Here is a 25572-nt window from a genome sequence, read left to right as displayed (position 1 = left end):
ACAGCATAAATCAGCGTTTCCTTAGCACAGCAACAATGCATACCCCGCTGCAACGGGAAAGCATTGTCCCTTCTGGGCCAGGCGGTAACACCTGGCCCTTTTTTATACAGAAACAGCTAACACCCCTTGCAAGCATAAAAAACATGCCTACCTTTATTCATGACCACTGAATAAATGGCATTTTGGGAAACGCTCAGTTTTTCGTTTGGCAAGGCACGAGTTTTTTTGAGGCGGGCGCTGGACTCTTCGGTCCTGCCCCGCCTCAAAAAAAACGAGTAACGCTGCCAGACGGAATAAATCAGCGTTTCCCTAGTGAATACGTTACATGACTGCCATGCGCCCCCCTGCCACCCACCGGAGCGCAACGGCACCGCCTGCACAGCGCAAACGCACTTCCCATTAACCAATGGGCGTATGCCAATAGCCAGGCGGCATAGAAAAATATGAAGGGGAAATACCATTATGGACTTGCGTAAATTTACAGAAAAATCACAACAGGCTGTGGTAGACGCCCAAAGCCTTGCCGCTGATATGGGCCATCAAAGTGTTGACGTGGAACACCTGACCCTGGCCCTGCTCCGTCAGGAAGGGGGCCTTGCCCCGCGCCTGCTGGAAAAAATGGGGGTCTCCCCCAAGGCATATGATGAAGCCATTACCACAGAACTGAAAAAGCGCCCTTCCGTAAGCGGGCCGGGGGTAGATTCCAGTCAAATGGGCATTACCCAGCGCCTGAACCGCTTGCTGATGAATGCCCATGAAAGCGCCGTGCGCATGCGCGACGAATATGTGAGCGTGGAGCATATTCTGTGTGAAGTGGCAAACGAACCCGCCAGCACCGAAGTGGGCCGGGTAAACAAGGCCATGAACATTACCAAAAACCGCATGCTGGAAGCCATGAACGCAGTGCGCGGTTCCCAGCGCGTTACCAGCCAGAACCCGGAAGACACCTATGAAGCCCTGTCCAAATTTGGGCGCGACTTGGTGGAAGAAGCCCGCAAAGGCAAACTGGACCCCGTTATTGGGCGCGATGCGGAAATTCGCCGCACCGTGCGTATTCTTTCCCGCCGCACCAAGAACAACCCCGTGCTCATTGGGGAAGCGGGCGTTGGCAAAACTGCCATTGTGGAAGGGCTGGCCCACCGCATTCTCAAAGGTGACGTGCCTGAAGGGTTAAAAGACAAAATGCTCTATTCCCTGGACCTTGGCGCCCTTATTGCCGGGGCCAAATACCGCGGGGAATTTGAGGAACGCTTAAAGGCTGTGCTCAAAGAAGTTGAATCTTCCGAAGGGCGCATTATTCTGTTTATTGACGAACTGCACACCATTGTAGGGGCGGGCAAAACAGACGGGGCCATGGACGCGGGCAACCTGCTTAAACCCATGCTGGCAAGGGGTGAACTGCACTGCATTGGGGCCACCACCCTGGATGAATACCGCAAGTATATTGAAAAAGACCCGGCCCTGGAGCGCCGCTTCCAGCCATTACTGGTGGAAGAACCCAGCAAGGAAGATGCCATTTCCATTTTGCGCGGCTTAAAATCCCGGTTCGAGGTGCACCACGGCGTGCGCATTGCCGATGCCGCCATTGTGGAAGCCGTAGTACTTTCCACCCGGTATATCAGCGACAGGCAACTGCCCGATAAGGCCATTGACCTTATTGACGAAGCTGCCGCCATGATTCGTACGGAAATTGACACCCAGCCTGCCGACCTGGACGAAGCCAGCCGCAAAATCATGCAGTTGGAAATTGAACGGGAAGCCCTGCGCCGTGAAACCGATACCGCATCCAAGGAGCGCCTGGCCCGCCTGGAAAAAGAACTGGCAGACCTCAAGGAAAAAGAACATGCCCTGCGCGCCCAGTGGCAGCGGGAAAAGGGTGGCATTAACCGCCTGCGTACCCTGAAAGAGGAAATTGAAAATACGCACCGGCAAATGGAAGAAGCGGAACGCACCTACGACCTGAACAAGGCCGCAGAGCTGAAATATGGCACCCTGCAACGCCTGGAAAAAGAACTGGCAGAAGCAGAAGCCCAGGCCCAACAGGCCCAGGATGGGCCAGAGAGCGCCCGCTTGCTGAAAGAAGAAGTACAGCCGGAAGACGTGGCGGAAGTTGTGGCCCGCTGGACAGGCATTCCTGTCACCCGCATGCTGGAATCGGAACGGGAAAAACTGCTCCGCCTGCCGGAAGAATTACACCGCCGGGTTATTGGGCAAGATGAAGCGGTTGAAGCCGTTGCCGAAGCGGTGCTGCGTTCCCGCGCTGGCCTTTCAGATGAAGGCAGGCCCATTGGCTCCTTCATTTTCCTGGGCCCCACAGGCGTAGGGAAAACAGAGTTGTGCAAAACGCTGGCCGCCGCCCTGTTCGATTCGCAAGACAACATGGTGCGCCTGGACATGAGCGAGTATATGGAAAAGCATGCGGTGGCGCGCCTTATTGGGGCGCCTCCCGGCTATGTGGGCTATGATGAAGGCGGGCAACTGACTGAAGCTGTGCGCCGCAAGCCCTATTGCGTGGTGCTGTTTGATGAAATCGAAAAGGCCCACCCGGATGTGTTCAACACCCTGCTGCAAATTCTGGACGATGGCAGGCTGACAGACAACCAGGGCCGCACGGTGGATTTTCGTAACACCATCATCATTATGACGTCCAACATTGGCTCGGCCCACATGCTGGAAGGCATTACCCCGGAAGGGGAATTCAGCGAAGGCGTGCATGAAGCCGTGTTTGCCGACCTGCGCCGCCATTTCCGCCCGGAATTTTTGAACCGGGTTGATGAAACGGTACTGTTTAAACCGCTTATGCAAAAACAGATTGAGGGCATTGTAACCCTGCTTATGCAGCGCCTGGAAAAGCGCCTGGCAGAACGCAACATTACCCTGCAATTGGAAGATTCCGGCAAGGCCTTTATTGCCAATGCCGCATACGACCCCGTGTATGGTGCCCGCCCCCTGCGCCGCTACTTGCAACAGCATGTGGAAACACCCCTGGCCCGCAAACTTATTGCAGGCGAAGTGCTGGAAGGCACCACCATTGTGGTGAAGGAAGAGGAAGGCAAGCTTGTTTTGCAGTGCATTCCCAAAGCAAAAGAAGCAGAATAACGTAAAGTTCCCTTAACACACCAAAGGCCCTGCCCCGTGCAGGGCCTTTGCTTTTTTGCATAGATAAACACACTAATTTCCCACCTTTTGTATTGATATTTTGAATTAGGCAATAGTCTCCTTATTATAATATAAAAAGTAACTGTGTGAATTTCATCTGCATACGAGCATAAATTTACTTGCCCAGCCCTTTTTGGGAAAATTTGTTTTAACCAACCATGAAAATTTACTATATTTTTGTGGCTTGATTTGCTATATTTCATGCACAATATTTCAACGTGCAAGCAAAATGGTTGCCTGTGCGGTTGTGCCACTTATGCCCTGAAGGCGTGTACTGCCACGCTTCAGGAAATACTGCGGGAAATATCATGGGGTATTTCCTGGCTGCCTGGCGCAAACACGCGCGTTACGCACACAGAGACAAGGAGGCTAGAAGATGCGATTTGCCGTAGGTCTCGCAAAGGACAATGTGGAAGAACGCCTGGAAGCGCACGGGTTAAGCCGCCGCGACTTCCTGAAATACTGCGGTGTGGTTGCCGCAGCCATGGGGCTTGGCCCTTCCTTTGCCCCTGAAATCGCCCGTGCCCTCACAACGGGCAGGCGCACTACTGTTGTGTATTTGCATAATGCTGAATGTACTGGCTGTACGGAAGCTTTGCTGCGTACCTCCGACCCGTTCCTTGATGTTCTTCTGTTTGATGCCATTTCTCTGGAATACCAGGAAACCATCATGGCTGCCGCAGGCCACGCCGCTGAAGAAGTACTGCACAAGGCCATTGCAGACCCCAACGGGTTTGTATGCATTGTGGAAGGGGCCATTCCCACCGCCCAAAAAGGCATTTTTGGTAAAGTGGGCAACCGCACCATGCTGGAAATTAACAACGAAGTGCTGAACCACGCCAACTGTAAGGCTGTTATTTCCTACGGAACATGCGCCGCTTTTGGTGGCGTGCAGGCTGCAAAGCCAAACCCCACGGAAGCGAAAGGCATTTTACAGGTATTCCCCAAGCTTGCCCCCAAAACCATCAACATTCCTGGCTGCCCCCCCAACCCCATCAACCTTGTGGGCACCATTGTTTACTACCTGCAAAACAACGGCGCAATTCCCAAGCTGGACGACAAGAACCGACCAGAACTGTTTTATGGACAATCGGTACATGAACTGTGCGAACGGTTGCCCCACTTTGAGGCGGGTGAATTCGCGGAATCCTTTAATTCCGAAGAAGCCCGCAAAGGCTGGTGCCTGTATAACCTTGGTTGCAAAGGCCCCATGACCTACAACAACTGCCCCAAAGTGAAGTTTAACGGCACAAGCTGGCCTGTGGCTGCCGGGCACCCCTGCATTGGTTGCAGTGAACCCGACTTCTGGGACCAAATGTCCCCGTTCTACGGCTAAGGTGTTGCACCCCTGAAATGCTCTGTAAAGAGCATGCAGCAACCCCTGCCATGAAGCAGGGCAAGCAGTAACTACTGCCGCCTGCTTCAAGCGTTCACTGTGCCACGTTCCGTTTGCACATTATACTACCAGGAGGAAAGCCCTATGGCAGCGTCCAATACGCCGGCGATGAGCAATTTCACCGGCCCCATAGTAATAGATCCCCTCACCCGGCTTGAAGGCCACTTGCGCATTGAAGTTGAGGTGGAAAACGGCAAGGTAAAAAATGCCTATAGCTGCGGCACCCTGTTCCGTGGTCTTGAAAATATTCTTGTGGGCCGCGACCCGCGCGACGCCCAGCACATTACCCAGCGTGCCTGCGGCGTGTGTACCTACACCCACGCCCTGGCTTCGACCCGTGCAGTAGATAATGCCGTGAAAGTGCAACTGCCCCCCCTGGCTGTGAGCATTCGCAACCTGGTGCTGGCCGCCCACTTCATGCACGACCACATGGTGCACTTTTACCACCTGCACGCCCTTGATTTTGTAAACGTGGCCAATGCCCTGAATGCCAAGCCTGCTGCGGCAGCCAAGCTTTTGGCCATGCGCCCCAACAACACCACTTCCGAAGCCGAAATTACCAAAAAAATGGAAGCGGTGCAGGCCCGCCTGAAAAAGTTTATAGGAAGCGGGCAAATTGGCCCCTTCACCAACGCCATGTTCCTGGGCGAACCGCACCCTGCCTACCGCCTCACCCCAGAGCTTGACCTTATTGGTACTGCCCACTACCTGGACGCACTGCACATGCAGGTAAAAGCTTCCCGCGCTGTGGCAGCCTTTGGCGGCAAGCACCCGCACCCGCAATTCACCATTGTAGGGGGCGTAACCAGCTATGAATCCCTTACCCCAGCTCGTATCAAGGAATTCACCGACCTGGTAACGGAAACAATAGCGTTTATTAACAACGTCTACATTCCCGACCTGCTGACCTTTGCAGGAGAATATAAAGATGTAGCTACCTACGGTGGCACCACTAACTTTCTTGCCGCCGGTGAATTCTGCAAAGACCCCAACGACATGACCACAGGCTTTTACAAGCCCGGTGTTATTCGTAACCGCGACCTGAAAAAAGTGGAACCCTACGACCAGAAGAAAGTGGCAGAACACGTGCGCCATAGCTGGTATAAAGGGGCAGAGGCATTGCACCCCTCCGTGGGTGTTACAGACCCAGCCTTTACCGACCTGCACGGCGACGACCGCTACTCCTGGTCCAAGGCCCCCCGCTACGATACCCTTTCCATGGAAACAGGCCCCCTGGCCACCGTGCTGGTAAACTATGCACAGGGGCACAAGGAAATCGTGAGCAACGTCAATGCCGTACTCAAAACACTGGGCGTTGGGCCAGAGGCGTTGTTCTCTACCCTTGGGCGCACAGCAGCACGCGGTATTGAAACCATGACCATTGCCAACCAGCTGCTTGGCTGGATTGATGAATACAAAGGGGCCATTGCTAAAGAAGGCAGCAAGGCTGTTATTAACGTACCCTGGGAAATGCCCAATGAAGCTGAAGGCGTTGGCTACGTGAATGCCCCCCGTGGTATGCTGAGCCACTGGATTCGTATTGAAAACAAAAAGATTGCCAACTTCCAGCTTGTGGTGCCCACCACCTGGAACATTGCCCCCCGGTGTGCCAATGGCTACCTTGGGCCAGTGGAAGAAGCGCTTATTGGCACACCCGTTGCCGACCCCAAGCGCCCCGTGGAAATCTTGCGTACAGTACACTCCTTTGACCCATGCCTTGCCTGTGCCATTCACGTTATCGACCCGGTAACCAACGAACGCCGCGAGTTCAAGGTACTGTAGCAAGCACTCTCTCTGTTTATGTAACAACAAAAGCCGCCCCATGGGGCGGCTTTTGTTGTATACGGTCACATTCATTCAATACACCACCTGGCTTTTCAGGATACTCCTTGAGGATTACGCAGGGTTGCTCCTGTGCTCTTTGCAAACACTCCCTCAAGGTGCCGTTATGACCCAATGGTTGCACACGTTCATGGCCCCGGCCTTTCCAGCCCTGGCCCTGGCTCATTTTTTGGCCCTTCTCAGCCCTGGGCCAGACTTTTTCCTTATCGTGGGGCACGCAGTGCGCAACCGCTTGCCCGGTGCCCTGTTAATTTGCCTGGGCATAGCTCTTGGCAATGCCCTCTATATTGTCCTGGCTATTGCTGGGTGGTCTGCCATAAAAGAACACCCAGCCATATACCTGGGCTTTGAACTGGCAGGCGTTGTTTACCTGCTGTGGGTTGGGGGGCGGCTTTTACGCGCGGCCAAAGCCCCTTTTAATTTGCAAACAGAATCAGCCAGGGCGTTGCCCCCCCTGCCCCAACTGGGCCTTGGGCTGGCTTCTGCCTTACTGAACCCCAAAAATGCGGTATTTTATCTCAGCCTCATGGCAGTGATTATGGGCCCGGAAACTACCATTACCCAACACGTGTTTGCCGGGGTGTGGATGGCAACTGTTGTGTTTGTGTGGGATGCAGGCGTTGCCGCATGCATTGCCCTGCCCCGCGTGCAACGGCTTGTGTGCCGGTTCATTCCCGCCATTGAAGGGCTGGCAGGCCTAATGCTGCTCGCCATTGCCTTGGCCCTGCTGTGGCGCAGGGTGGGGTAGCGAAAGGGTACGGAGGAATGTTGTTTGGCAGCGGGAACCCGCTTCATTCACTCGCATGTTAATGCGTTGAGCCAGCACATGGTGGTGCCGCATGACTTGTACATACCCACACCAGCCACGGGGCAACCCCCATTGCCAGCACGATGAATGCCCATAAATTGCCTGTTGTTATATCATATTGCTTCAAAAGCGTCAGCATGCTTTGCCCCATAAACCAGCCAAACACGCATTCAAAGGTAATGGTTAACCCCACCCACAACAAACCTATTCCCACGGCATGCCACCTGCTGCGCAAAGTAAGCCTGGGGAGGAACACGAAAGTCACGGCAAAAATATACACAATAAAAAACACCCCGCTTACAGGCAAAGCATATACGCCCAAGCGGGGCAACAAAACTAATTCCCGAAACATACCATTACCAATGGCAAAGGGAATGAATGACAACCAGAAGAGAATAGCAGACACGATTTGTTTCATAGCAGCGCTGTTGTTTCCTTTATTAAAAAATGATTGTCCTTGAAGGTTTCTATTACAAGAACCACACTGTGCAATGGTCTCAAGTTAATCGAAAAATAAGGCCTTACACAGAAGGTTACCCCAAAAAATAGGCACTTACAGGTTATTCCTGTAAGTGCCTTCAAATTTTCATGGAGCCAACTGGGAGAATTGAACTCCCGACCTACTGATTACGAATCAGTTGCTCTACCATCTGAGCTAAGTTGGCCCACACGTTTACAACGTGTTCCATGCGTTTACTGGAATCTGCAAAAGTTGGCAAGTGCAAAAATGCGTTGAGTGAGGCAAGTGCATGAGTAATAGCGCACACAAAACGCCCTTGACTCAGCCTGCCCCCAACGGAGAGGTAAACAAAACAAGAAACCACAAGTTCAGGCGGCGGAACGCCGCAAAACCCGCAATGTTCCTACTTCTTCTCAATCATCTGCACAACACTCAGCCCCCCCTACTCCACTGTTTCCACAACCTTTATGCTGTGCCAGCCCCGCCGCTTAAAGCGCAGGTAAGCCCCGCCTGAAAAGAACATGACGTAGGCAGTAAAGCACACCCAATAGCCGTGCAGGGTTATCACCTCAAAATATTTCATGGTATACACGGGCACCAGCAGAACTCCCACCATACCTCCAATAATCAGCATCATCAGGCCAAAGGTGTCGCCAGCGCCTTTCAGCGCCCCGGAAAAAATAATGCCGCTGGCATCCACAAGGCTGTACAGGGCAATGTAATACAACAGCACCGTGCCCACATCAGTGAGGGCAGCAACTTCTTCCGGCTGCATATCCCCCGGAATGAACAGGCCAATAAGCCAACCGGGAAACAGTACAAACAGCACACACCAGGGAATCATGTAGGCAAAGCCAAGGTGCAGGGTGTTGTAGGTATAGCGTTCCGCCTGCAACGGCTTGCCACTTCCCATGCTTTGCCCCACCAGGGCGGAAATAGCCATGTTCAACCCCAGCATGGGGGTAAACACCAAGCTGTTAATGGAAAAAGCAATATTACTTGCGGCCAGGGGGGTGCGCCCAAGGTTGCCAATTTCAAACACAAACCAGGTAACAGCCATAAGCTCAATAAACAGGTTCACCCCGCTGGGCAGGCCGTAACGGAGCAGCCGCCGGAACATAGGCCATTCCAGCCGCCAGGAAGAAAGCACGGCGTATTCCTGCTCATGCTCTTTGGTAAACACAAAAACCGCAAGAATGGCGGTACATAAAAACCAGCCAAAGGAAGTGGCCAGCCCTGCCCCCACCACACCCATGGCAGGCAAACCAAGCCCGCCAAAAATAAGCAGGTAGTCCAGGGGCACGTTCACCACCGCAGCCACCACGTTGGCCAGCATCACAATGCGGTTTTGCCCGCGCCCGGAAAAAAAGGCCCCCACGGCGCTATTCAGCAAGGCAAACCCGGAACCCACTGTGAGAACGCGAAAATAATCCACTTCCAGGACCTGAATGGCCGGGTCGTGCCCGCCAAGGGCAAACAGGGGTTCTGCCACCCACCACATGGCCGCTGAAATAAGGGCCCCGGCAACGGCGCTCCAAATGCCTTGCCATAAGGCACACCCTACCCGGTGTGGGGCGGAAGAGCCCACGTACTGGGCAATAAGCACCGTGGCATAGCCACAAATGCCCATAAGGAACAGCATAAGGGTAAGGGATACCAAGGCAGCAGGCAGGGCCGCGGCAATGGCATCAACAGAGTAATGGGCCAGGAACAGCCTGTCGGTAAATTGCATTACGGTGGAAGAACCCATGCTGGCAACCAGCGGCAACCCTACCCGTAATATTTCGGCATAGCCCTGTGGGCCGTAGTACCGTTTCTTGAATGAAGCAAGGAAAGACATACAAAAACCTTGGTAATTGGTTCCAGAACCTGACTGTGAGCCAGGCGGTGAACCAGGCAAAGCAGGAAAATGATATTGCATCATACTCCAGGGGCCAGCCAAGGTCAAACCCGGCAGAAAAATAAAATCAGTTCAGGGGGGTAGGCTACAATCGTCGGCTACCGTGCTCTTGTGCGTTGTGCCCTGCTTCCCTTTCTGCTATGCTTTGGCTCCACGTTTTTACCGTACCCTGCCGCCTGTTCCGTTGCTCTCCCTGCATACCTCTTACCCCCCAGAAGAATCCCCATGGCCTCTGATTTTGTTCACCTCCATTGTCATACCGAATACAGCCTGCTTGACGGGGCCATCCGCATTAGTGATTTGTGCACCAAAGCCAAAGATTTTGGTATGCCTGCCGTTGCCATTACCGACCACGGCAACCTTTACGGTGCCCTTACCTTTTATCTTGCCGCCAAAAAGGTAGGCATTAAGCCCATTATTGGGTGTGAAGTGTACGTGTGCCCGGACCACAGGGAAAAAACCGCGGAACGGGGCAAGGAACGTTACCACCTTGTGCTGCTGGCCCAAAACCTTGCGGGCTACCACAACCTGTGCAAGCTTGTTTCCCACGGGGCGCTGCACGGTTTTTACACCCGCCCACGGGTAGACAAAGAACTGCTGCGCCAGCATTCCGAAGGGATTATTGCCCTTTCCGCCTGCCTTGCCGGGGAAGTGCCCCGCAAAGCCCTGCGTGAAGGGTTTGAGGCTGGCCTGGCCGTGGCCAAAGAATATGCTGAAATTTTCCCGGACCGCTTTTTTCTGGAAATACAGGAAAACGGCCTGCACGAACAAACCCTTGCCAACGGGCACCTGCTGGAAATTGCCAAGCAGGCAAACCTGCCCCTGGTGGCCACCAACGACTGCCACTACCTGAACAAAACCGACGTGGAAGCCCACGACGTGCTGCTGTGCATTCAAACCCAGGCCAAAGTAACAGACGAAAAGCGTATGCGCTTTGAAACCAAAGAGCTGTACTACAAAAGCCCGGAAGAAATGCAGGCAGACTTTGCCCATGTGCCGGAAGCCCTGGAAAATGCCGGGCGCATTGCAGACATGTGCGAAGACTACAACTTCGACTTTAAAACCTACCACTTCCCTATTTATGAACTGCCAGAAGGCATGACCCTGGAAACAGAGTTCCGCTCCCTTGCCGAAAAAGGGCTGGAACGCCGCCTGGAAACGTTGCCTTACAAGGTAGACAGCGAACTGTACCGCAAGCGGTTGCAATATGAACTGGACGTTATTTGCGAAATGCAGTTCCCCGGCTACTTCCTTATTGTGCAGGACTTCATCAACTGGGCCAAGAACAACGGCGTACCTGTGGGGCCGGGGCGTGGTTCTGCCGCGGGTTCCCTTGTGGCCTACGCCTTACGCATTACCAACCTCGACCCCATTCCTTACAACCTGCTGTTTGAACGCTTCCTGAACAATGAGCGCGTCAGCATGCCCGACATTGACGTGGACTTTTGCGAAGACAACCGCCAGCGCGTTATTGAATATGTGGGGCAAAAATACGGGGCCGATTCTGTAGCCCAAATCACCACCTTTGGTAAGATGATGGCCAAAGGCGTGGTGCGTGACGTGGGCCGCACCCTGGGCATGAGTTTTCAGGAAACAGACCGCATTGCCAAGCTTATTCCGGCAGACGTGAAAATGACCATCCGCAAGGCCATGGACATGGAACCGGACCTCATGGCCCTGTATACCGCCGACCCCCTCATTCGCAAGCTGCTGGATACGTCCATGCGCCTGGAAGGGCTTTCACGCCACGCTTCCATTCACGCCGCAGGGCTGGTTATTTCCGACAAGCCCATGATGGAGTACCTGCCGCTGTACCGGGGCAAACGGGAAAACGATATTGTTACCCAGTTTGATATGAAAATGGTGGAAAAGGTCGGGCTGGTAAAGTTCGACTTTTTGGGCCTGCGTAACATGACAGTTATTAGCGATGCCTTAAACAACATTGCCTTGCAAGGCAAAACCCCGCCAGACCTGGACCGCCTGCCCCTGGACGATGTAGACACCTACAAGCTGTACTCCAGCGGGGAAACAGACGGCATTTTCCAGGTGGAAAGTTCCGGTATGCGCCAGTATTTACGCATGCTGCGCCCCACCGTGTTTGAAGACATCATCGCCATGCTGGCCCTGTACCGCCCGGGGCCGCTGAAATCGGGCATGGTGCTGGAATTCATCAAGCGCAAGCACGGGCAAATTGAGGTAAGCTACCCCCTGCCCAGCCTGGAAAACTGCCTGAAGGATACCTACGGCGTTATTGTGTACCAGGAACAGGTTATGCAAATTGCCCAGATTGTAGCAGGCTATACCCTGGGCGGGGCCGACCTGTTGCGCCGGGCCATGGGGAAAAAAGACCCCGAAGCCATGGCCAAGGAGCGTTCCAAGTTTGTAGAAGGCGCGGTGGAGCGCAACGTAGACCTGGATAAGGCCAATGAAATTTTTGACCTTATGGAAAAATTTGCGGAGTACGGGTTCAACAAATCCCACTCCGCAGCCTATGCCCTTATTTCCTACCAAACGGCCTTTCTCAAAACCCACTTCAAAACCGAATTCATGGCCGCCCTGCTTTCTTCTGAAATGGGCGACCACGACAAGCTGCTGAAGTACATTGCTGCCTGCAAAGATATGGACATTCCTGTAGAAGCTCCTACGGTGCAAAAAAGCCACTGGAAGTTCACCGTGCAGAATGGCGCCATTATTTACGGCCTGGGCGGCGTGAAAAACGTAGGATTTGAAGGTGTGCGCGACATTATGAACGCCGTGGAAGAAGGGGGCCCCTTTACTTCCCTGCTGGATTTGTGCTGCCGGGTGAACCTGCGCAAGGTGACCAAGCGGGTGCTGGAAAGCCTTATCAAGGCGGGGGCATGCGACTGCTTTGGCGTGAGCCGCGCAGGGCTGTTAGCTGCCTTGGAAACAGTGGTCTTAAAAGCGCAGAAAAAAGCCAAGGACAAAGACTCCAACCAGATTTCCCTGTTCAGCATGGTGCCGGAACAGGAAATGCCCTGCAACCCCGGCATTGGGTTTGACTGCCCGGAGCAGACCATGCCGGAATGGGGAAGCGAGCTTATTTCCCGGTTTGAAAAAGAAGCCCTTGGATTCTTTTTCCGCAACCACCCCCTGCTGCCCTTCCGCCGGGAAATGCGCCGCATTGGCCTTAGCCCGCTGGAAGACTGCCGGGAAATGAACCCGGAGCAGGAATTCAAAAGCGCCATACTCATTACCGGAAAGCGCTATTTTATGGACAAACGCAACCGCAAGTGGGCGCTGTTGCAGGTGGAAGACCTCACGGCCTCGGGCACGCTGTTCTGCTTTAGCGACGCCTATGAAAAATACGCTGAACTCATTGAATCTGACTTTCCCTTGTATATTGAAGGAAAACTCAGCCGGGCGCGTGAAGACGAGCAAATGGACACCCCGGAAGGAGAAGACCCACCGCCCAGGGAAATAAAGCTGACGTGCGACAAGCTGACACCGCTGAGCGAAGCCTGCGCTGCCAACGCTTCCCCCCTGTGTGTTTCCCTTGCGGCACAAGAAGCCAGCCCGGAAGAGCTGGAAGAGCAGATTGCTGAACTACAAGAAGTGCTGCAACAGTTCAAGGGCAACGTGCCTGTGCAGCTTATGCTGCAACTGCCGCAAGCATGGTGCCTGATGGAGCTTTCCCCGCGCTACACCGTTACCCCTGGCCCAGACCTGGACCAGGCCCTTGCCAAGGTGTGTGGCAGGGCATAGGGGTGCCCTGCCAGGGGGTGGCACACTTGCAGTATAAGAAAAATACAAGTTTTTTTACCCCTCGTCTTTTTATGGAAATGTTTTGAAAAATGAGATAAGGTCACCTGCTTGGTAGGGCACAGGAGCAGATCTAATGAGCACAGGCTTTCCATGCATGCTGTACCCCAAAACAAATGCACCAGCCCTTTCGCTGGCACACAGTGCCATGAGCCAAGTTCCTTTTGGGGCAGGGCACAAAGCGAAAGTAGAACAAAAAATTACATACGGACACACGTCCAACGCTGCCCAGGAACGCAAAACACGCCGTGTTTTGCCACGGGTACACAGTTAGCCGTCTGCACAGGCGCGCGGGCGTAACTTCAGGATGAGGCGCAAGACACCATGTCGAAAATAATGGATTCGTTATTAGGAATGTTCTCCAGCGATCTGGCCATTGACCTTGGCACCGCCAACACATGCGTTTATGTTAAGGGACAGGGCATTGTGTTGCGCGAACCTTCCGTGGTCGCTGTTAAAAAAGATTCACGTGGCAACACCCAGGTGCTTGCCGTTGGGCATGACGCCAAGCGCATGCTGGGGCGTACGCCCGGCAACATTCAGGCCATTCGCCCCATGAAAGATGGGGTTATTGCCGACTTTGAAGTAACTGAGGCCATGCTGCGCCACTTTATTTCCAAGGTACACAATTCGCGGCGGCTTGTGCGCCCGCGCATCATGATTTGCGTGCCCACCGGCATTACCCAGGTGGAAAAGCGCGCAGTCAAAGAATCTGCCCAAAGCGCAGGTGCGCGTGAAGTGTACCTGATTGAAGAACCCATGGCCGCGGCCATTGGGGCCAACCTGCCCATTCAGGAACCTACTTCCAACATGGTGGTAGACATTGGCGGCGGCACCACAGAAGTGGCTGTTATCTCCCTTTCGGGTATTGTATACTCCAAGTCTGTGCGCGTTGGTGGCGACAAAATGGATGAAGCCATTATGACGCACGTAAAACGCAAGTATAACATGCTCATTGGTGAATCTTCCGCTGAAGAAATCAAAATGACCATTGCTTCGGCCTACCCCATGCAGCCAGAGCAGGAAATGGAAGTAAAAGGGCGCGACCTGGTAACAGGCATTCCCCAAAATATTATCATTACCTCTGAAGAAGTGCGCAAAGCCATTTCCGAGCAGGTAGACGCCATTGTGCTGGCGGTGCGCGTAGCGCTGGAACAAACTCCGCCTGAACTGGCGGCTGATATTGTGGACCGCGGCATTGTACTGACAGGCGGCGGTGCCCTGCTCAAAGGGCTGGACCAGCTCCTGCGCGAGGAAACTTCACTTCCCATTACCGTGGTGGAAGACCCGCTTTCCACAGTGGTTGTTGGTACTGGCAGAGCGCTGGACAACATCCATATTTTGAAGGAGGTGTGCGTAGATTAACACGCCCACTGCCAACCGCTTTACTGCGGTTCTCATCTTTACATTTTTCTGCTACCTCGGCCTTTTCGCCTGGAACGCACGCACAGGATACCTGGATACCCTGGCGGAGCGTTCCGGGCTTGAAATCGTTTCCCTGGCCCTTTCCCCTGTGGTTTTTACCAAAGATCTGGTGAAAGGCTGGTGGACACGCTACCTGGCCCTTGTGGATATTGCCGAAGAAAATAATCGCCTGCGAGATGAATTGAAAAAAGCAGAGCGGCTCATTACCCTTACCCTGGAAGAACGCACAGAACTGGCCCGGCTGCAAAAATTGTTGCAAATGGACGCCCTGCATGAAGTGAACGGTTCCGGGGCGCGGGTAATTGCCATGCGCTTTGGCCCCCAGGCCGTGCTCAACACCATCACTATTAACAAAGGCCTGGCCGATGGAGCCATTGCAGGCACCCCTGTTATTGCCCCTGGCGGCGTGGTAGGGCGCATACACCGTGCCGCACCCCATGCTGCTACGGTACTGCTGCTTAATGACCCCGGCTTCCGCCTTGGGGTACTTAGCCAGGAAACACGCACCCCAGGCATTGTGCGCGGCGTGGCTGGCAACCCGGACCTTTTGGAAGTGACCTATGTGGCCCAGAATGCTAAAATAGTAGAAGGTGAACTGCTCATAACCGCTGGCCTTGACGGTGGCTTCCCCAAAGGCATTCCTGTGGGGGTGGTTACCGCCGTACAGCCGGGGCATGAAACGCTATTTTTGCAGGTGCATGCAAAGCCCGTTGTTTCCTTTGACCACCTAGAAGAGGTGGTGGTGCTGCACCCAGGTGATGGCCTGCCGCCCCTTGTGGCACCTGCCAACCCCACAAATGCATTGGGCGCTACCAATGCCACTGCCACAGCTCCAATGGCAGGCACTTTCAATGCCACAAGCACAAAGCCAGGCACAGCCAATGCTGTGGTTGCCAATGGCACGGGGCAAGACTCCCGCATGGAAAGGCCAAGGCGTGAAAACCAAAACGCCACCACGGGTTCTGCAAGAACACCGCGTCGCACCCAGTCCCCCCCTGCCCCCCAGGGCAGAGTTACCCCATAAGGCACCCTGGCAACACCCTTCCCGAGAGCCTGAACCGGACTTTTCCCTGCGACTTCCTGGCCACAAGCATTGTTTTTCCATAAAAAAACCATTGCAAAATAGTCGTTACGCGACTTGCCACAAGCAAGACGCTCCCAAAGGCACGAATAAGAACAATCCATTTTTTCTGTACAATGAGTGTTTTTTGTGACTTAGCCATGTTCTCCACTGCCCAGGGAGAGAGGGAACATGACGGAAAAAGCACGCAAAGCGCAGTTTTGCAATGGTCATTAAAGGGCTGGCATGAATATTTGGCTTTTCATCTGGTGGTGCCTGTATGTGCTGTGCGCCATGGTGTTACAGCAACAAGTGCCTGGGCTGGACGCTCTGGCGCCTGGCTTTTTACTGGCCTTGCAGCAGGGCAAGCCGTGGCAAACGGCCTGGCTGTTCCTTGTGTTTTGCATCATTCAGGAAGGGGCAGGAAGCCTTATGTTTGGCACTGCCATGCTGTGGTATGGCGGCACCATATTGCTGTTTCACCTTAGTGCCAAGCTGTTCGTAGCAGATAACCTACTGTTTGTTATGATGCTTTCCGCAAGCATGGGGCTGTACCATATTTTTCTCACCTGGCTTATGTGTAGCGTGCAAGACATTGCCATAAGCTACATGGAACTTGTCGAACAAGGCATCCAACATTCCGTGACTATCCCTCTCATCTGGGGCCTGGCCTACCTGCTGCGCCCCGCCGCCATGCGCCATGTCAATTGAAGTAAAAACCGAAGTTTCCCCCACTCCGCGAAGCGGCCTGTATATTCTGTATGGGCTAGTGGTATTCCTGTTCCTGCTTTTTGTGCTGCGTTTTTGGTACCTGCAACTGCTCAAGGGTGAAGAATTTTCCCGCCAGGCATTTGCCAACCGTACCCGCACCCAGCAGATATACGCCACCAGAGGTATCATTCTGGATTTGCACGGCAAATTGCTGGCGGAAAACCGCGCCGCCTACTGCATTGCCATAACGCGCGAAGACTGCCCAGACATTCCCGCCACCCTGGCCCAGGTAAGCCAATGGACAAACGTTCCCCTGGAAGCCTTGCAGGCCAAGTTCCAGCAAGATAAAAAAGACGTGCAGCCCTTTGAACCGCAACTGCTCACCACCGATATTCCCTTTGAGCAGGTTATTGCCATTGAAAAGGAACTGTACCACTGGCCGGGGCTTTCCATTGTTACCCGCCAGCGTCGCTTTTACCCGGACGGTCCCCTGTTTGCCCACATTCTTGGCTATGTGGCTGAGGCAAACTCTTCGGAAATTAACGCCGACAAGCACATTGCCCTGGGCGACCGCATAGGCAAGCTGGGGCTGGAGCTGACCCTGGAAGACCGCCTGCGCGGCACCAAAGGCAAAAATATCATCGAGGTGGACGCCCTGGGCAGGCAACTTGGCAAAATCCAGGAAGAGCCTCCCATAGCGGGGGAAAACATTACCCTTTCCCTGGATGCGGAACTGCAAAAAGCCGCCACGGAAGCGCTGGGCAATGAAGCCGGAGCCGTTATCATTATGGAGCCAGCAACTGGCAAACTTCGTGCCCTGGTAAGCCAGCCTGCCTTTGACAACAACCTGTTTACAGCCAAGCTTTCGGCCAAAGACTGGGCAACCCTGCGCGAAGACCCCCGCCACCCCATGCAGAACCGCTCCATTCAAAGCGTCTACCCCCCCGGCTCTGTATGGAAGCTCATGATGGCAGGCCTTTTTCTGGAGCAAAAAATCAACCCCAGCACCACAGTATTCTGCTCTGGCAGCGTCTCCCTGGGCAACCGCGTGTTCCGCTGCTGGAAGCAGGGGGGGCACGGCACGGTGGACATGCTGCGCTCCCTGGTGGAATCGTGCGACGTGTATTATTACGAAATGGGCCTGAAGATAGGCATTGATAATATTGAACGTTTTGCCAAGGCCTGTGGCTTTGGCAGCCCCACAGGGGTTGATTTGCCCCATGAACGCTCCGGCCTTGTGCCCGGCAAAGCCTGGAAACTGGCCAGCCGCCTGAAAGAAGCTTGGCAACGCGGGGAAACCCTCAACGTTTCCATTGGCCAGGGGTTTACCCTGGTTACTCCCATTCAAATGGCTTCCTTCATGAGCGCTTTGCTCAATGAAGGAAAACTGGTCAAACCCAGCCTGCTGGAAGATGAGGCAATGGACGTGCGCGGGGTTATCCCCATTCCCCAGGCACACCGCGACCTGATTTTGGAAGGCATGCGCATTACGGCGGAAACTGGCACTGCACGGGTTATTCGGCGTACGGATGCTGTAATGGGCGGCAAAACAGGAACCGCACAGGTTGTGCGCATTGGCGACCGGCGGCTGAAGAAAGAAGAGATGGCCTACTACCACCGCGACCATGCCTGGCTTGCTTCTTACGGAAAGAAAGATGGAAAAACCTATGTGGTGGTGGTCATGGTGGAACACGGCGGTGGGGGCAGCTCCACGGCTGGCCCGGTGGCTGCCACAGTGTACCGTGCCTTGTTTGGTCCGCCCCCAGGCTACGTGGCCCCATCCAAAAAAGAAGAGACTCCCGAAGGGGCACAACAACCTGCCCCACCTGCCCAGCGTGATGCCAGCCTGAAAAAACAAAGGCCATTGCCTGGCAACCAGGATGCAGGTGAACACTTATGAGCGCTATGGACAGACGCCTTATTGCCCATGCAAACTGGGGGCTTGTAGGGTGTACCCTATTGCTGTTCACCGTGGGCATTGTGAACCTTTATTCCGCCAGTAGCGTGCGCACCGAAGACGGCTACCAAATTCTTCCTTTTTTTGAAAAGCAGATTATTTGGGCTTTTGCCGGGCTTACCTGCATGCTGGTGTGCGCGAGTTTTGACTACCGTCATATTAAAACGCTTGCTTTGCCCTTTTTCCTTATTTCCGTTGTGTTGCTTGCCCTGGTTCCCCCGTTTGGCGTTGTGGTAAACAATGCCAAGCGCTGGCTTTCCTTTGGTTTTTTCAACCTGCAACCCAGTGAAATTGCCAAAATCAGCGTTTTGCTGATGGCTGCGGTAATGCTTTCTAAGCATTCCAAACCACTGGGGTGGGGCTCTTTTATTAGCATTTTACTTATTTGCAGCGTTCCTTGCATGCTCATTCTTAGCCAGCCCGACCTTGGCACAACGCTGAACCTGCTCCTGCTGGTGGGGGGTATGATTTTGTTTACAGGCATCCGCATGTCTGTGTTCATTCCCTGCCTCATAGGGTTTCCAATTCTTGCTTACATCGGGTGGTTTACCCTGCTGGACTACCAGAAGGAACGGGTATATTCTTTCATTAATCCGGCCAAAGCTTCGGCAAAGGCCATTTACCACATCAGCCAGTCTAAAATCACCATTGGCTCTGGTCGCATGTGGGGCAACTCTTTCCTTGAAGGCACCCAAAGCAAGCTGCGCTTTCTGCCGGAAAAACACACAGACTTTGCCATTGCCGTGTTTGGGGAAGAATGGGGCTTTGTAGGCACAATTACCTTAATGACCCTGTTTTGCCTTTTTCTGCTTTCCATTATAGTAACAACAAGAGATGCCAAAGACCGCCTTGGCAGCACCTTATGTGCAGGGGTTTTCTTTTACTTTTTCTGGCAAATTCTTATTAATATTGGCATGGTTGTGGGCCTTATGCCCGTGGTGGGCATTCCACTGCCTTTTATCAGCTATGGCGGCACAGCCATGATCGTGAACGGCATTTTGCTGGGCTTAGTACTCAATGTTTCCATGCGCCGCTTCATGTTTAAATCACAATAACGTTATACACAGCCCTTTATTGTTTGCCATACCAGAATTCTGCACACCGAATGATTTTGGGCTTTACTGTGAACGAAGAAACAAAGGATACACATATGGGAAAAGATGGATTTACCGCCCTGTTGGGCGCAGGCACAGAATATAACGGAAAGCTGAGCTTCATGGGCACCGTGCGTATTGATGGCGTGTTTATAGGAGAAATTATCTCGGAAGGCCGCTTGATTGTGGGCAAGGGAGCCACCATTCATGGCAAAGTACAGGTGGGGGAACTCATGGTGAACGGTTCCATACATGCCCAGGTTGTCGCCACAAAAATTATCATTCTGCATAAAGAAGCAGAGGTATTTGGCTCGGTTACCACACCACGCCTGGAAATGGAGGAAGGTGCCATTTTGCAAGGCACACTGGACATGCACAAAGACAGTACAACCAGCGTAACTGCCACGCTCCCTCTTGAGCAAGAATCACAAGACTTTACCGCCAAAAGCATTGAGCAGTAATACTCGGAGAAGAAAAAACGCTTTACATAAGTCCTCTTATCCGTTAACCTTTCTTAGTCGCGTTTTTTTTCACAACCTTCTGACAAGCGAGACTCTGTAATGGAAGATATGATTAAGATCGACAGTACAATAGTTATTCAGTTCATTAACTTTGTTGTCACCATTGTCTTTCTTAACTACTTGCTTATTAAGCCGGTGCGTGAACAAATTGGAACTCGAAATAAACTTATTACAGGCTACGCCAACGAAATTGCTACTTTCACCGAAAGTGCCAACCAAAAAATTGCCTCCTATGAAGCTGCCCTTACCCAAGCGCGCAGCAATGCTATTCAAGCCCGTGAAGCCGTGAAGGCAGAAGCCATTACCGAAGAACACAAAATTATTGCCCAAGCCCAGGCTGAAGCACAGGCCTTTGTTGCACAATCGCGCCAGCGTGTTGCAAAAGAATCGCAGCAGGCAACACAGGTTCTGCTTTCCCGTGTGGATGATTTTGCGGCCAAGGCAATGAACAAAATTTTTGGCTAACAGTCTTTTAAGCTACGCCGTGAGTGCGTTGAGGAGGTTTTGCGTGCGCTCGCTCAAACTTACCTTGTTTTCCATCGCCATTCTGCTCATGTCCACCCAGGTTGCTTTTGCTTCCGCTGAACAGCACGCCCTGCCCTGGGGCAACTTCCTTTACCGCATCATTACCGCTGCTGGTTTTGTAGGTATTCTTACCTATTTTTTTGGTGCCAAAATCAAAGCCTTTTTCAAAGCCAGAACAGACAGCATTGCGGCTGAAATAAGCTCCCTTGAAAACCGCAAGGTTGTAGCACAGCAAAACCTGGCTGATGTGGAAAAGCGCATAGCCAACCTTGAAGCTGAGCGCCAGACCATTCTGCGCGACTACCGCGCACAGGGCGAAGCCATTAAAGCAGAAATTGTTGCCCAGGCTGAAAAAACAGCCCGGCAAATGGCTGAACAGGCCCAAAAAACTGCCAACTATGAAATTGATACTGCTATTACAGCCATGCGCGCTGAAATGGCAGAAAAAATTGTGGAGGCCACGGAAAAGCTCCTGCAAGAGAAGCTTTCCGCAGAAGAGCATAGCAAGCTCATCGATAAATATCTAACAAAGGTGGTGCTCAATTGACCAGCAACATTGTAGCGCGCAGGTACGCCAGAGCGCTTTTTACACTGGGCAAAAGAACAAGCCTGCAAGAGCTTGAAAATAATGCCGCAGCGCTGGAGTCCATCAGGACTGCTGTTGCCGCATCACCTGACCTTGCCCAGGTATTTCGCAGCCCTATTTTTTCGGTGGGGGATAAAACCGCCATCATCAAAGCGCTTGCGAAAAAGCTCAAGTTTGGGGGCACCATTCTCAACTTTTGCCTGCTGCTAGCAGAAAAAAAGCGACTTTCCAGCATTGAAGGCATTGCAGAAGAATACAATGGCCTGCTTGACGCTGAAAAAGGCGTTATGCGTGGCCAGCTTCTTACAGCAGTAACCCTTGATGAGGAACACAAGAAAGCTCTTGTGGCAAAGCTGGAAAAACAGGCAAAACGGACATTACTTCTCAATTTCGGCGTTTCCCCGGAAATTCTTGGGGGCGTTGTGCTTAAGGTAGGCGACCAAGTTATGGACGCAAGCCTGCGTGCACAACTTTCCATCCTCAAAGACACCATCAAGAGGGGTGAGTAGGGCCATGCAGATTAAAGTGGAAGAAATCAGTAAAATCATCGAAGGGCAAATCCAAAACTTCGATCAGCGCGTGGAAATGAGCGAAACAGGCATCGTATTGTCTGTGGGCGATGGTATTGCCCGCGTGTACGGTGTGAGTAACGCCATGGCCATGGAGCTGCTGGAGTTCCCAGGTGGTCTCATGGGGATGGTGCTAAACCTCGAAGCAGACAACGTAGGGGTAGCGCTACTGGGTGAAGACACCTCCATTAAAGAAGGCGACATCGTCAAACGTACGGGGAAAATCTTTTCCGTGCCAGTGGGCGACGCCGTTATGGGCCGTGTACTCAACCCGCTTGGGGAACCTATTGACGGGCTTGGACCTGTGGCTGCCACAGAATTTCGCCCGGTGGAACTAAAAGCACCTGGTATTATTGCACGTAAATCAGTGCATCAACCCATGCCCACCGGTATTAAGGCCATCGACGCCATGACCCCCATTGGTCGTGGGCAGCGCGAACTTATTATTGGTGACCGCCAAACCGGAAAAACTGCCGTTTGTATTGATGCCATTCTGGCACAAAAAGAAACCGGCATTCACTGCTTCTACGTTGCCATTGGGCAAAAGAAGTCCACTGTGGCCCTGGTGGCAGACACCTTGCGCAAATACGGCGCCTTGGAATACACCACCATCATTTGCTCCACCGCTTCTGAACCCGCACCATTGCAGTTCATTTCCGCTTACTCTGGCACAGCTATGGCAGAGTTTTACCGGGATAATGGCAAACACGCCCTTATCATTTACGATGACCTTTCCAAGCAGGCTGTTGCCTACCGGCAAATGTCCCTGTTGCTGCGCCGCCCCCCAGGCCGCGAAGCATTCCCCGGCGACGTTTTCTACTTGCACTCACGCCTTCTGGAGCGTTCTGCCAAAATGTCAGACGCCCAGGGTGCAGGTTCCCTTACAGCCCTGCCCATTATTGAAACACAGGCTGGCGACGTTTCCGCTTACATCCCCACCAACGTAATTTCCATTACCGATGGGCAGGTGTACCTGGAGCCGAACCTCTTTAACTCGGGCATTCGTCCTGCCGTAAACGTGGGGCTTTCCGTTTCCCGCGTGGGTGGTGCAGCCCAAATTAAAGCTATGAAGCAAGTGGCAGGCACTCTGCGCCTTGACCTTGCCCAGTACCGTGAACTGGCAGCATTTGCCCAGTTCGGTTCTGACCTTGACAAAGGCACACAGCAAAAGCTGAACCGTGGTGCCCGCCTTGTGGAACTGTTAAAGCAGCCACAATACGAACCCATGCCAGCCCACGAACAGGTTATTTCCATTTATGCAGCCACCAAAGGCTTTATGGATGATATTCCTGTGAGTGATGTGAGAGCCTTTGAAAAAGGGTTGCTTGATGACCTGCGTAGCAGCAAGGCTGCTCTTGTTGAAGAGATCAAAACAAAACAAGCGCTGGACAAAGAGATTGAAGCAAAGCTCGGGGCAGCGATAGATGAATTCAAAAAGGGCTTCAAGGCATAATTCGGAGGCATAAATGGCTTCTCTAAAGGATGTCAAAAGTAAGATCGGCGGGGTTAAAAAAACCAAGCAGATCACCAAGGCCATGAACATGGTCGCCTCTGCTAAATTACGTGGAGCCCAAACGCGAATTGAGCGGTTTCGTCCCTACGCGGAAAAGTTTTACGGCATGCTCACAGACCTTGCCGGAAAAACCGACGAAACAGCCCACCCGCTGCTTGCGGCCCGTGATGACGTGAAAAAGACAGGAATTATCATTGCAACCTCAGACCGAGGCCTGTGTGGTAGCTTTAACGTCAACATCATCAACGCGGCCCTCAAGCTTGCTGCCACGAAAAAAGCAGAAGGCAAACAAGTGGCATTTTACTGTGTGGGCAAAAAAGCCCGCGATGCCGTTTCAAAAACAGGGTACGAACTACCCATGCAGCTTACAGGCCAAATGAACCAGTTCGACTTTACCCTGGCTAACAAGGTGGGGCTACAGGTAATTGACCATTTCCTTTCCGCGGATTTGGATGAAGTATTCCTGATTTATGGCCAGTTTGTCAGCCTTGCCCGGCAAACACCCACCACGTTGCAACTGTTGCCCATTGCCCCAGCAGAAAGCATTGAAGAAAAAACCGGGGTAACCAAAGAGTATATCTACGAACCCGAGGTGAACGGGTTGTTGGCGGAACTTCTGCCCCGCTTTATTAAGGTGCAGATTTACAGGGGACTACTGGACACCTCTGCCAGCGAGCATGCCGCAAGAATGGCTGCCATGGATAATGCAACACGTAGTTGTGACGACATGACAGCTGCTCTCACGCTTTTGTTTAACAAAACAAGGCAGGCTGCCATTACCAGAGACCTTATGGATATCGTGGGCGGCGCTGAGGCGCTCAACGGCTAACAAGGGAGCGTAACAGATATGAGTGCTAATATCGGCAAAATCGTGCAGGTTATTGGCGCGGTTGTGGACGTTGAGTTTTCCGCTGGAAAACTGCCCAACATCTTCACTGCGCTTGAAATCAAAAACCAAAACAACCCCAACGCACCAGACCTTATTTGCGAAGTGGCACAACACTTGGGCGACAATATTGTTCGTACCATTGCCATGGACGCAACAGAAGGCCTTGTACGTGGCATGCCCGTTACCGACACAGGCAAGCCCATTATGGCCCCTGTGGGCAAAGCGCCTCTCGGCCGCATCATTAACGTTGTGGGCCGTCCTGTGGACGAAATGGGCCCAGTTGAAGCAACGCAGTACATGCCCATTCACCGTTCTGCTCCAGCATTCGTTGAACAGAACACCAAGGTGGAACTGCTGGAAACCGGCATTAAAGTGGTTGACTTGCTTATTCCCTTCCCCAAGGGTGGCAAAATCGGTCTCTTTGGTGGTGCAGGCGTTGGCAAAACCGTTATTCTCATGGAAATGATCAACAACATTGCCAAGCAACACGGCGGTCTTTCCGTGTTTGCAGGTGTTGGTGAGCGTACCCGTGAAGGGAACGATTTGTACCACGAATTCAAGGATGCTGGCATTCTTGAAAAAGCTGCCCTGGTGTATGGCCAGATGAATGAACCTCCAGGAGCACGCGCACGCGTGGCCCTGACTGCCCTTACCGTTGCGGAATACTTCCGTGATGAAGAAGGTCAGGACGTGCTGTTGTTCATTGACAACATCTTCCGCTTTACTCAGGCTGGTTCTGAAGTATCTGCTCTGCTCGGGCGCATGCCTTCTGCCGTGGGTTACCAACCTACCCTTGGCACCGACCTTGGCGGCCTGGAAGAACGCATTACCTCCACCAACAAAGGGTCCATCACTTCCGTGCAGGCCGTTTACGTACCTGCTGACGACTTGACAGACCCTGCCCCTGCCACCACCTTCTCGCACCTTGACGGAACACTCGTGCTTTCACGTCAAATTGCAGAATTGGGCATTTATCCGGCTGTGGATCCGCTGGACTCCACCTCACGTATTCTTGACCCCCAGGTTGTAGGAGCTGAACACTACGCAGTGGCTCGCTCTGTACAGCAAATTCTGCAAAAGTATAAAGATTTGCAGGACATCATTGCTATTCTTGGTATGGATGAACTTTCCGACGAAGATAAGCTTGTGGTGGCACGCGCACGCCGCATTCAGCGTTTCCTCTCTCAGCCATTCCACGTGGCGGAAGTGTTTACAGGCACTCCAGGGGAATACGTTAAGATTGATGATACCATTAAAGCCTTCAAAGCCATTCTTGAAGGAACGTACGACCACCTTGGTGAAGCAGACTTCTACATGGTAGGCGGCATTGAGATGGCTGAAGAAAAGTATAAGAAGCGCACGGCGGAACAATAGGAG

Annotated in this window: 20 protein-coding genes and 1 tRNA gene; 18 read left to right on the top strand and 3 right to left on the bottom strand. The window is 53.0% G+C overall.

Annotated features, from left to right (window positions below):
* Positions 1-462 precede the first annotated feature (462 nt).
* From clpB to G497_RS0115150, 4 genes are all read left to right on the top strand, one after another.
* On the top strand, positions 463-3099 hold the full coding sequence (clpB, locus tag G497_RS18615; protein WP_034638241.1) for an ATP-dependent chaperone ClpB: 2637 nt from the start codon (positions 463-465) through the stop codon (positions 3097-3099).
* Positions 3100-3535: 436 nt separating this feature from the next.
* The gene (locus G497_RS0115160; protein WP_027188780.1) at positions 3536-4495 is read left to right on the top strand and encodes a hydrogenase small subunit; all 960 of its coding nucleotides are present in this window, start codon (positions 3536-3538) and stop codon (positions 4493-4495) included.
* Between the two features lie 144 nt (positions 4496-4639).
* On the top strand, positions 4640-6337 hold the full coding sequence (locus tag G497_RS0115155) for a nickel-dependent hydrogenase large subunit (RefSeq protein WP_027188779.1): 1698 nt from the start codon (positions 4640-4642) through the stop codon (positions 6335-6337).
* Positions 6338-6503: 166 nt separating this feature from the next.
* Positions 6504-7145 (top strand): LysE family translocator, encoded by a 642-nt coding sequence (locus tag G497_RS0115150; RefSeq protein ID WP_211228774.1) that lies wholly within the window; start codon positions 6504-6506, stop codon positions 7143-7145.
* 58 nt (positions 7146-7203) lie between these two features.
* On the opposite strand, the gene G497_RS18610 is transcribed toward G497_RS0115150, so the two are convergent.
* The 3 genes from G497_RS18610 to G497_RS0115135 form a co-directional block, all read right to left on the bottom strand.
* Positions 7204-7623 carry a hypothetical protein gene (locus tag G497_RS18610; RefSeq protein WP_051258199.1) on the bottom strand — a complete coding sequence of 140 codons (420 nt, stop codon included), beginning with the start codon at positions 7621-7623 and terminating at the stop codon, positions 7204-7206.
* Positions 7624-7794: 171 nt separating this feature from the next.
* Positions 7795-7870 (bottom strand) — tRNA-Thr (locus G497_RS0115140).
* Positions 7871-8107: 237 nt separating this feature from the next.
* Positions 8108-9505: an MATE family efflux transporter gene (locus G497_RS0115135; RefSeq protein ID WP_027188777.1), complete on the bottom strand. Its 1398-nt coding sequence runs from the start codon at positions 9503-9505 to the stop codon at positions 8108-8110.
* A gap of 285 nt (positions 9506-9790) precedes the next feature.
* On the opposite strand from G497_RS0115135, the gene dnaE reads away from it, so the two are divergent.
* The 14 genes from dnaE (at position 9791) to atpD (ending at position 25569) form a co-directional block, all read left to right on the top strand.
* The gene (gene dnaE, locus G497_RS0115130; protein WP_034638237.1) at positions 9791-13288 is read left to right on the top strand and encodes a DNA polymerase III subunit alpha; all 3498 of its coding nucleotides are present in this window, start codon (positions 9791-9793) and stop codon (positions 13286-13288) included.
* Between the two features lie 133 nt (positions 13289-13421).
* Entirely contained in the window at positions 13422-13619 is a 198-nt protein-coding gene (locus tag G497_RS0115125; RefSeq protein ID WP_027188775.1) for a hypothetical protein, read from the top strand.
* Positions 13620-13669: 50 nt separating this feature from the next.
* Positions 13670-14710, top strand: a complete 1041-nt coding sequence (locus G497_RS0115120) for a rod shape-determining protein (RefSeq protein WP_027188774.1) — start codon at positions 13670-13672, stop codon at positions 14708-14710.
* Between the two features lie 148 nt (positions 14711-14858).
* Positions 14859-15794 carry a rod shape-determining protein MreC gene (gene mreC, locus G497_RS18605; RefSeq protein ID WP_051258198.1) on the top strand — a complete coding sequence of 312 codons (936 nt, stop codon included), beginning with the start codon at positions 14859-14861 and terminating at the stop codon, positions 15792-15794.
* 282 nt (positions 15795-16076) lie between these two features.
* Positions 16077-16541: a hypothetical protein gene (locus G497_RS0115105; RefSeq protein ID WP_027188772.1), complete on the top strand. Its 465-nt coding sequence runs from the start codon at positions 16077-16079 to the stop codon at positions 16539-16541.
* On the top strand, positions 16531-18441 hold the full coding sequence (mrdA, locus tag G497_RS18600; protein WP_084516355.1) for a penicillin-binding protein 2: 1911 nt from the start codon (positions 16531-16533) through the stop codon (positions 18439-18441). The genes G497_RS0115105 and mrdA overlap by 11 nt, the downstream gene beginning before the upstream one ends.
* Positions 18438-19553 carry a rod shape-determining protein RodA gene (gene rodA, locus G497_RS0115095; RefSeq protein WP_027188771.1) on the top strand — a complete coding sequence of 372 codons (1116 nt, stop codon included), beginning with the start codon at positions 18438-18440 and terminating at the stop codon, positions 19551-19553. Before mrdA ends, rodA begins: the two co-directional genes overlap by 4 nt.
* 95 nt (positions 19554-19648) lie before the next feature.
* On the top strand, positions 19649-20053 hold the full coding sequence (locus G497_RS18595) for a bactofilin family protein (RefSeq protein WP_051258222.1): 405 nt from the start codon (positions 19649-19651) through the stop codon (positions 20051-20053).
* 108 nt (positions 20054-20161) lie between these two features.
* Positions 20162-20578, top strand: a complete 417-nt coding sequence (locus tag G497_RS0115085) for a F0F1 ATP synthase subunit B (RefSeq protein WP_027188770.1) — start codon at positions 20162-20164, stop codon at positions 20576-20578.
* 43 nt (positions 20579-20621) lie between these two features.
* Entirely contained in the window at positions 20622-21185 is a 564-nt protein-coding gene (locus G497_RS0115080; protein WP_027188769.1) for a F0F1 ATP synthase subunit B, read from the top strand.
* Complete coding sequence (atpH, locus tag G497_RS0115075; protein ID WP_027188768.1) at positions 21182-21733, top strand: ATP synthase F1 subunit delta; 552 nt, start codon at positions 21182-21184, stop codon at positions 21731-21733. The genes G497_RS0115080 and atpH overlap by 4 nt, the downstream gene beginning before the upstream one ends.
* Before the next feature lie 4 nt (positions 21734-21737).
* On the top strand, positions 21738-23246 hold the full coding sequence (gene atpA / locus G497_RS0115070; RefSeq protein ID WP_027188767.1) for a F0F1 ATP synthase subunit alpha: 1509 nt from the start codon (positions 21738-21740) through the stop codon (positions 23244-23246).
* A gap of 13 nt (positions 23247-23259) precedes the next feature.
* Entirely contained in the window at positions 23260-24135 is an 876-nt protein-coding gene (locus G497_RS0115065; RefSeq protein WP_027188766.1) for a F0F1 ATP synthase subunit gamma, read from the top strand.
* An 18-nt stretch (positions 24136-24153) separates the two neighbouring features.
* Complete coding sequence (gene atpD / locus G497_RS0115060) at positions 24154-25569, top strand: F0F1 ATP synthase subunit beta (protein ID WP_027188765.1); 1416 nt, start codon at positions 24154-24156, stop codon at positions 25567-25569.
* Positions 25570-25572 lie beyond the last annotated feature (3 nt).

Source organism: Desulfovibrio cuneatus DSM 11391, assembly GCF_000430005.1.
Taxonomy (GTDB): Bacteria; Desulfobacterota; Desulfovibrionia; order Desulfovibrionales; family Desulfovibrionaceae; genus Frigididesulfovibrio; species Frigididesulfovibrio cuneatus.
This window is presented reverse-complemented; position numbering and strand designations above follow the sequence as displayed.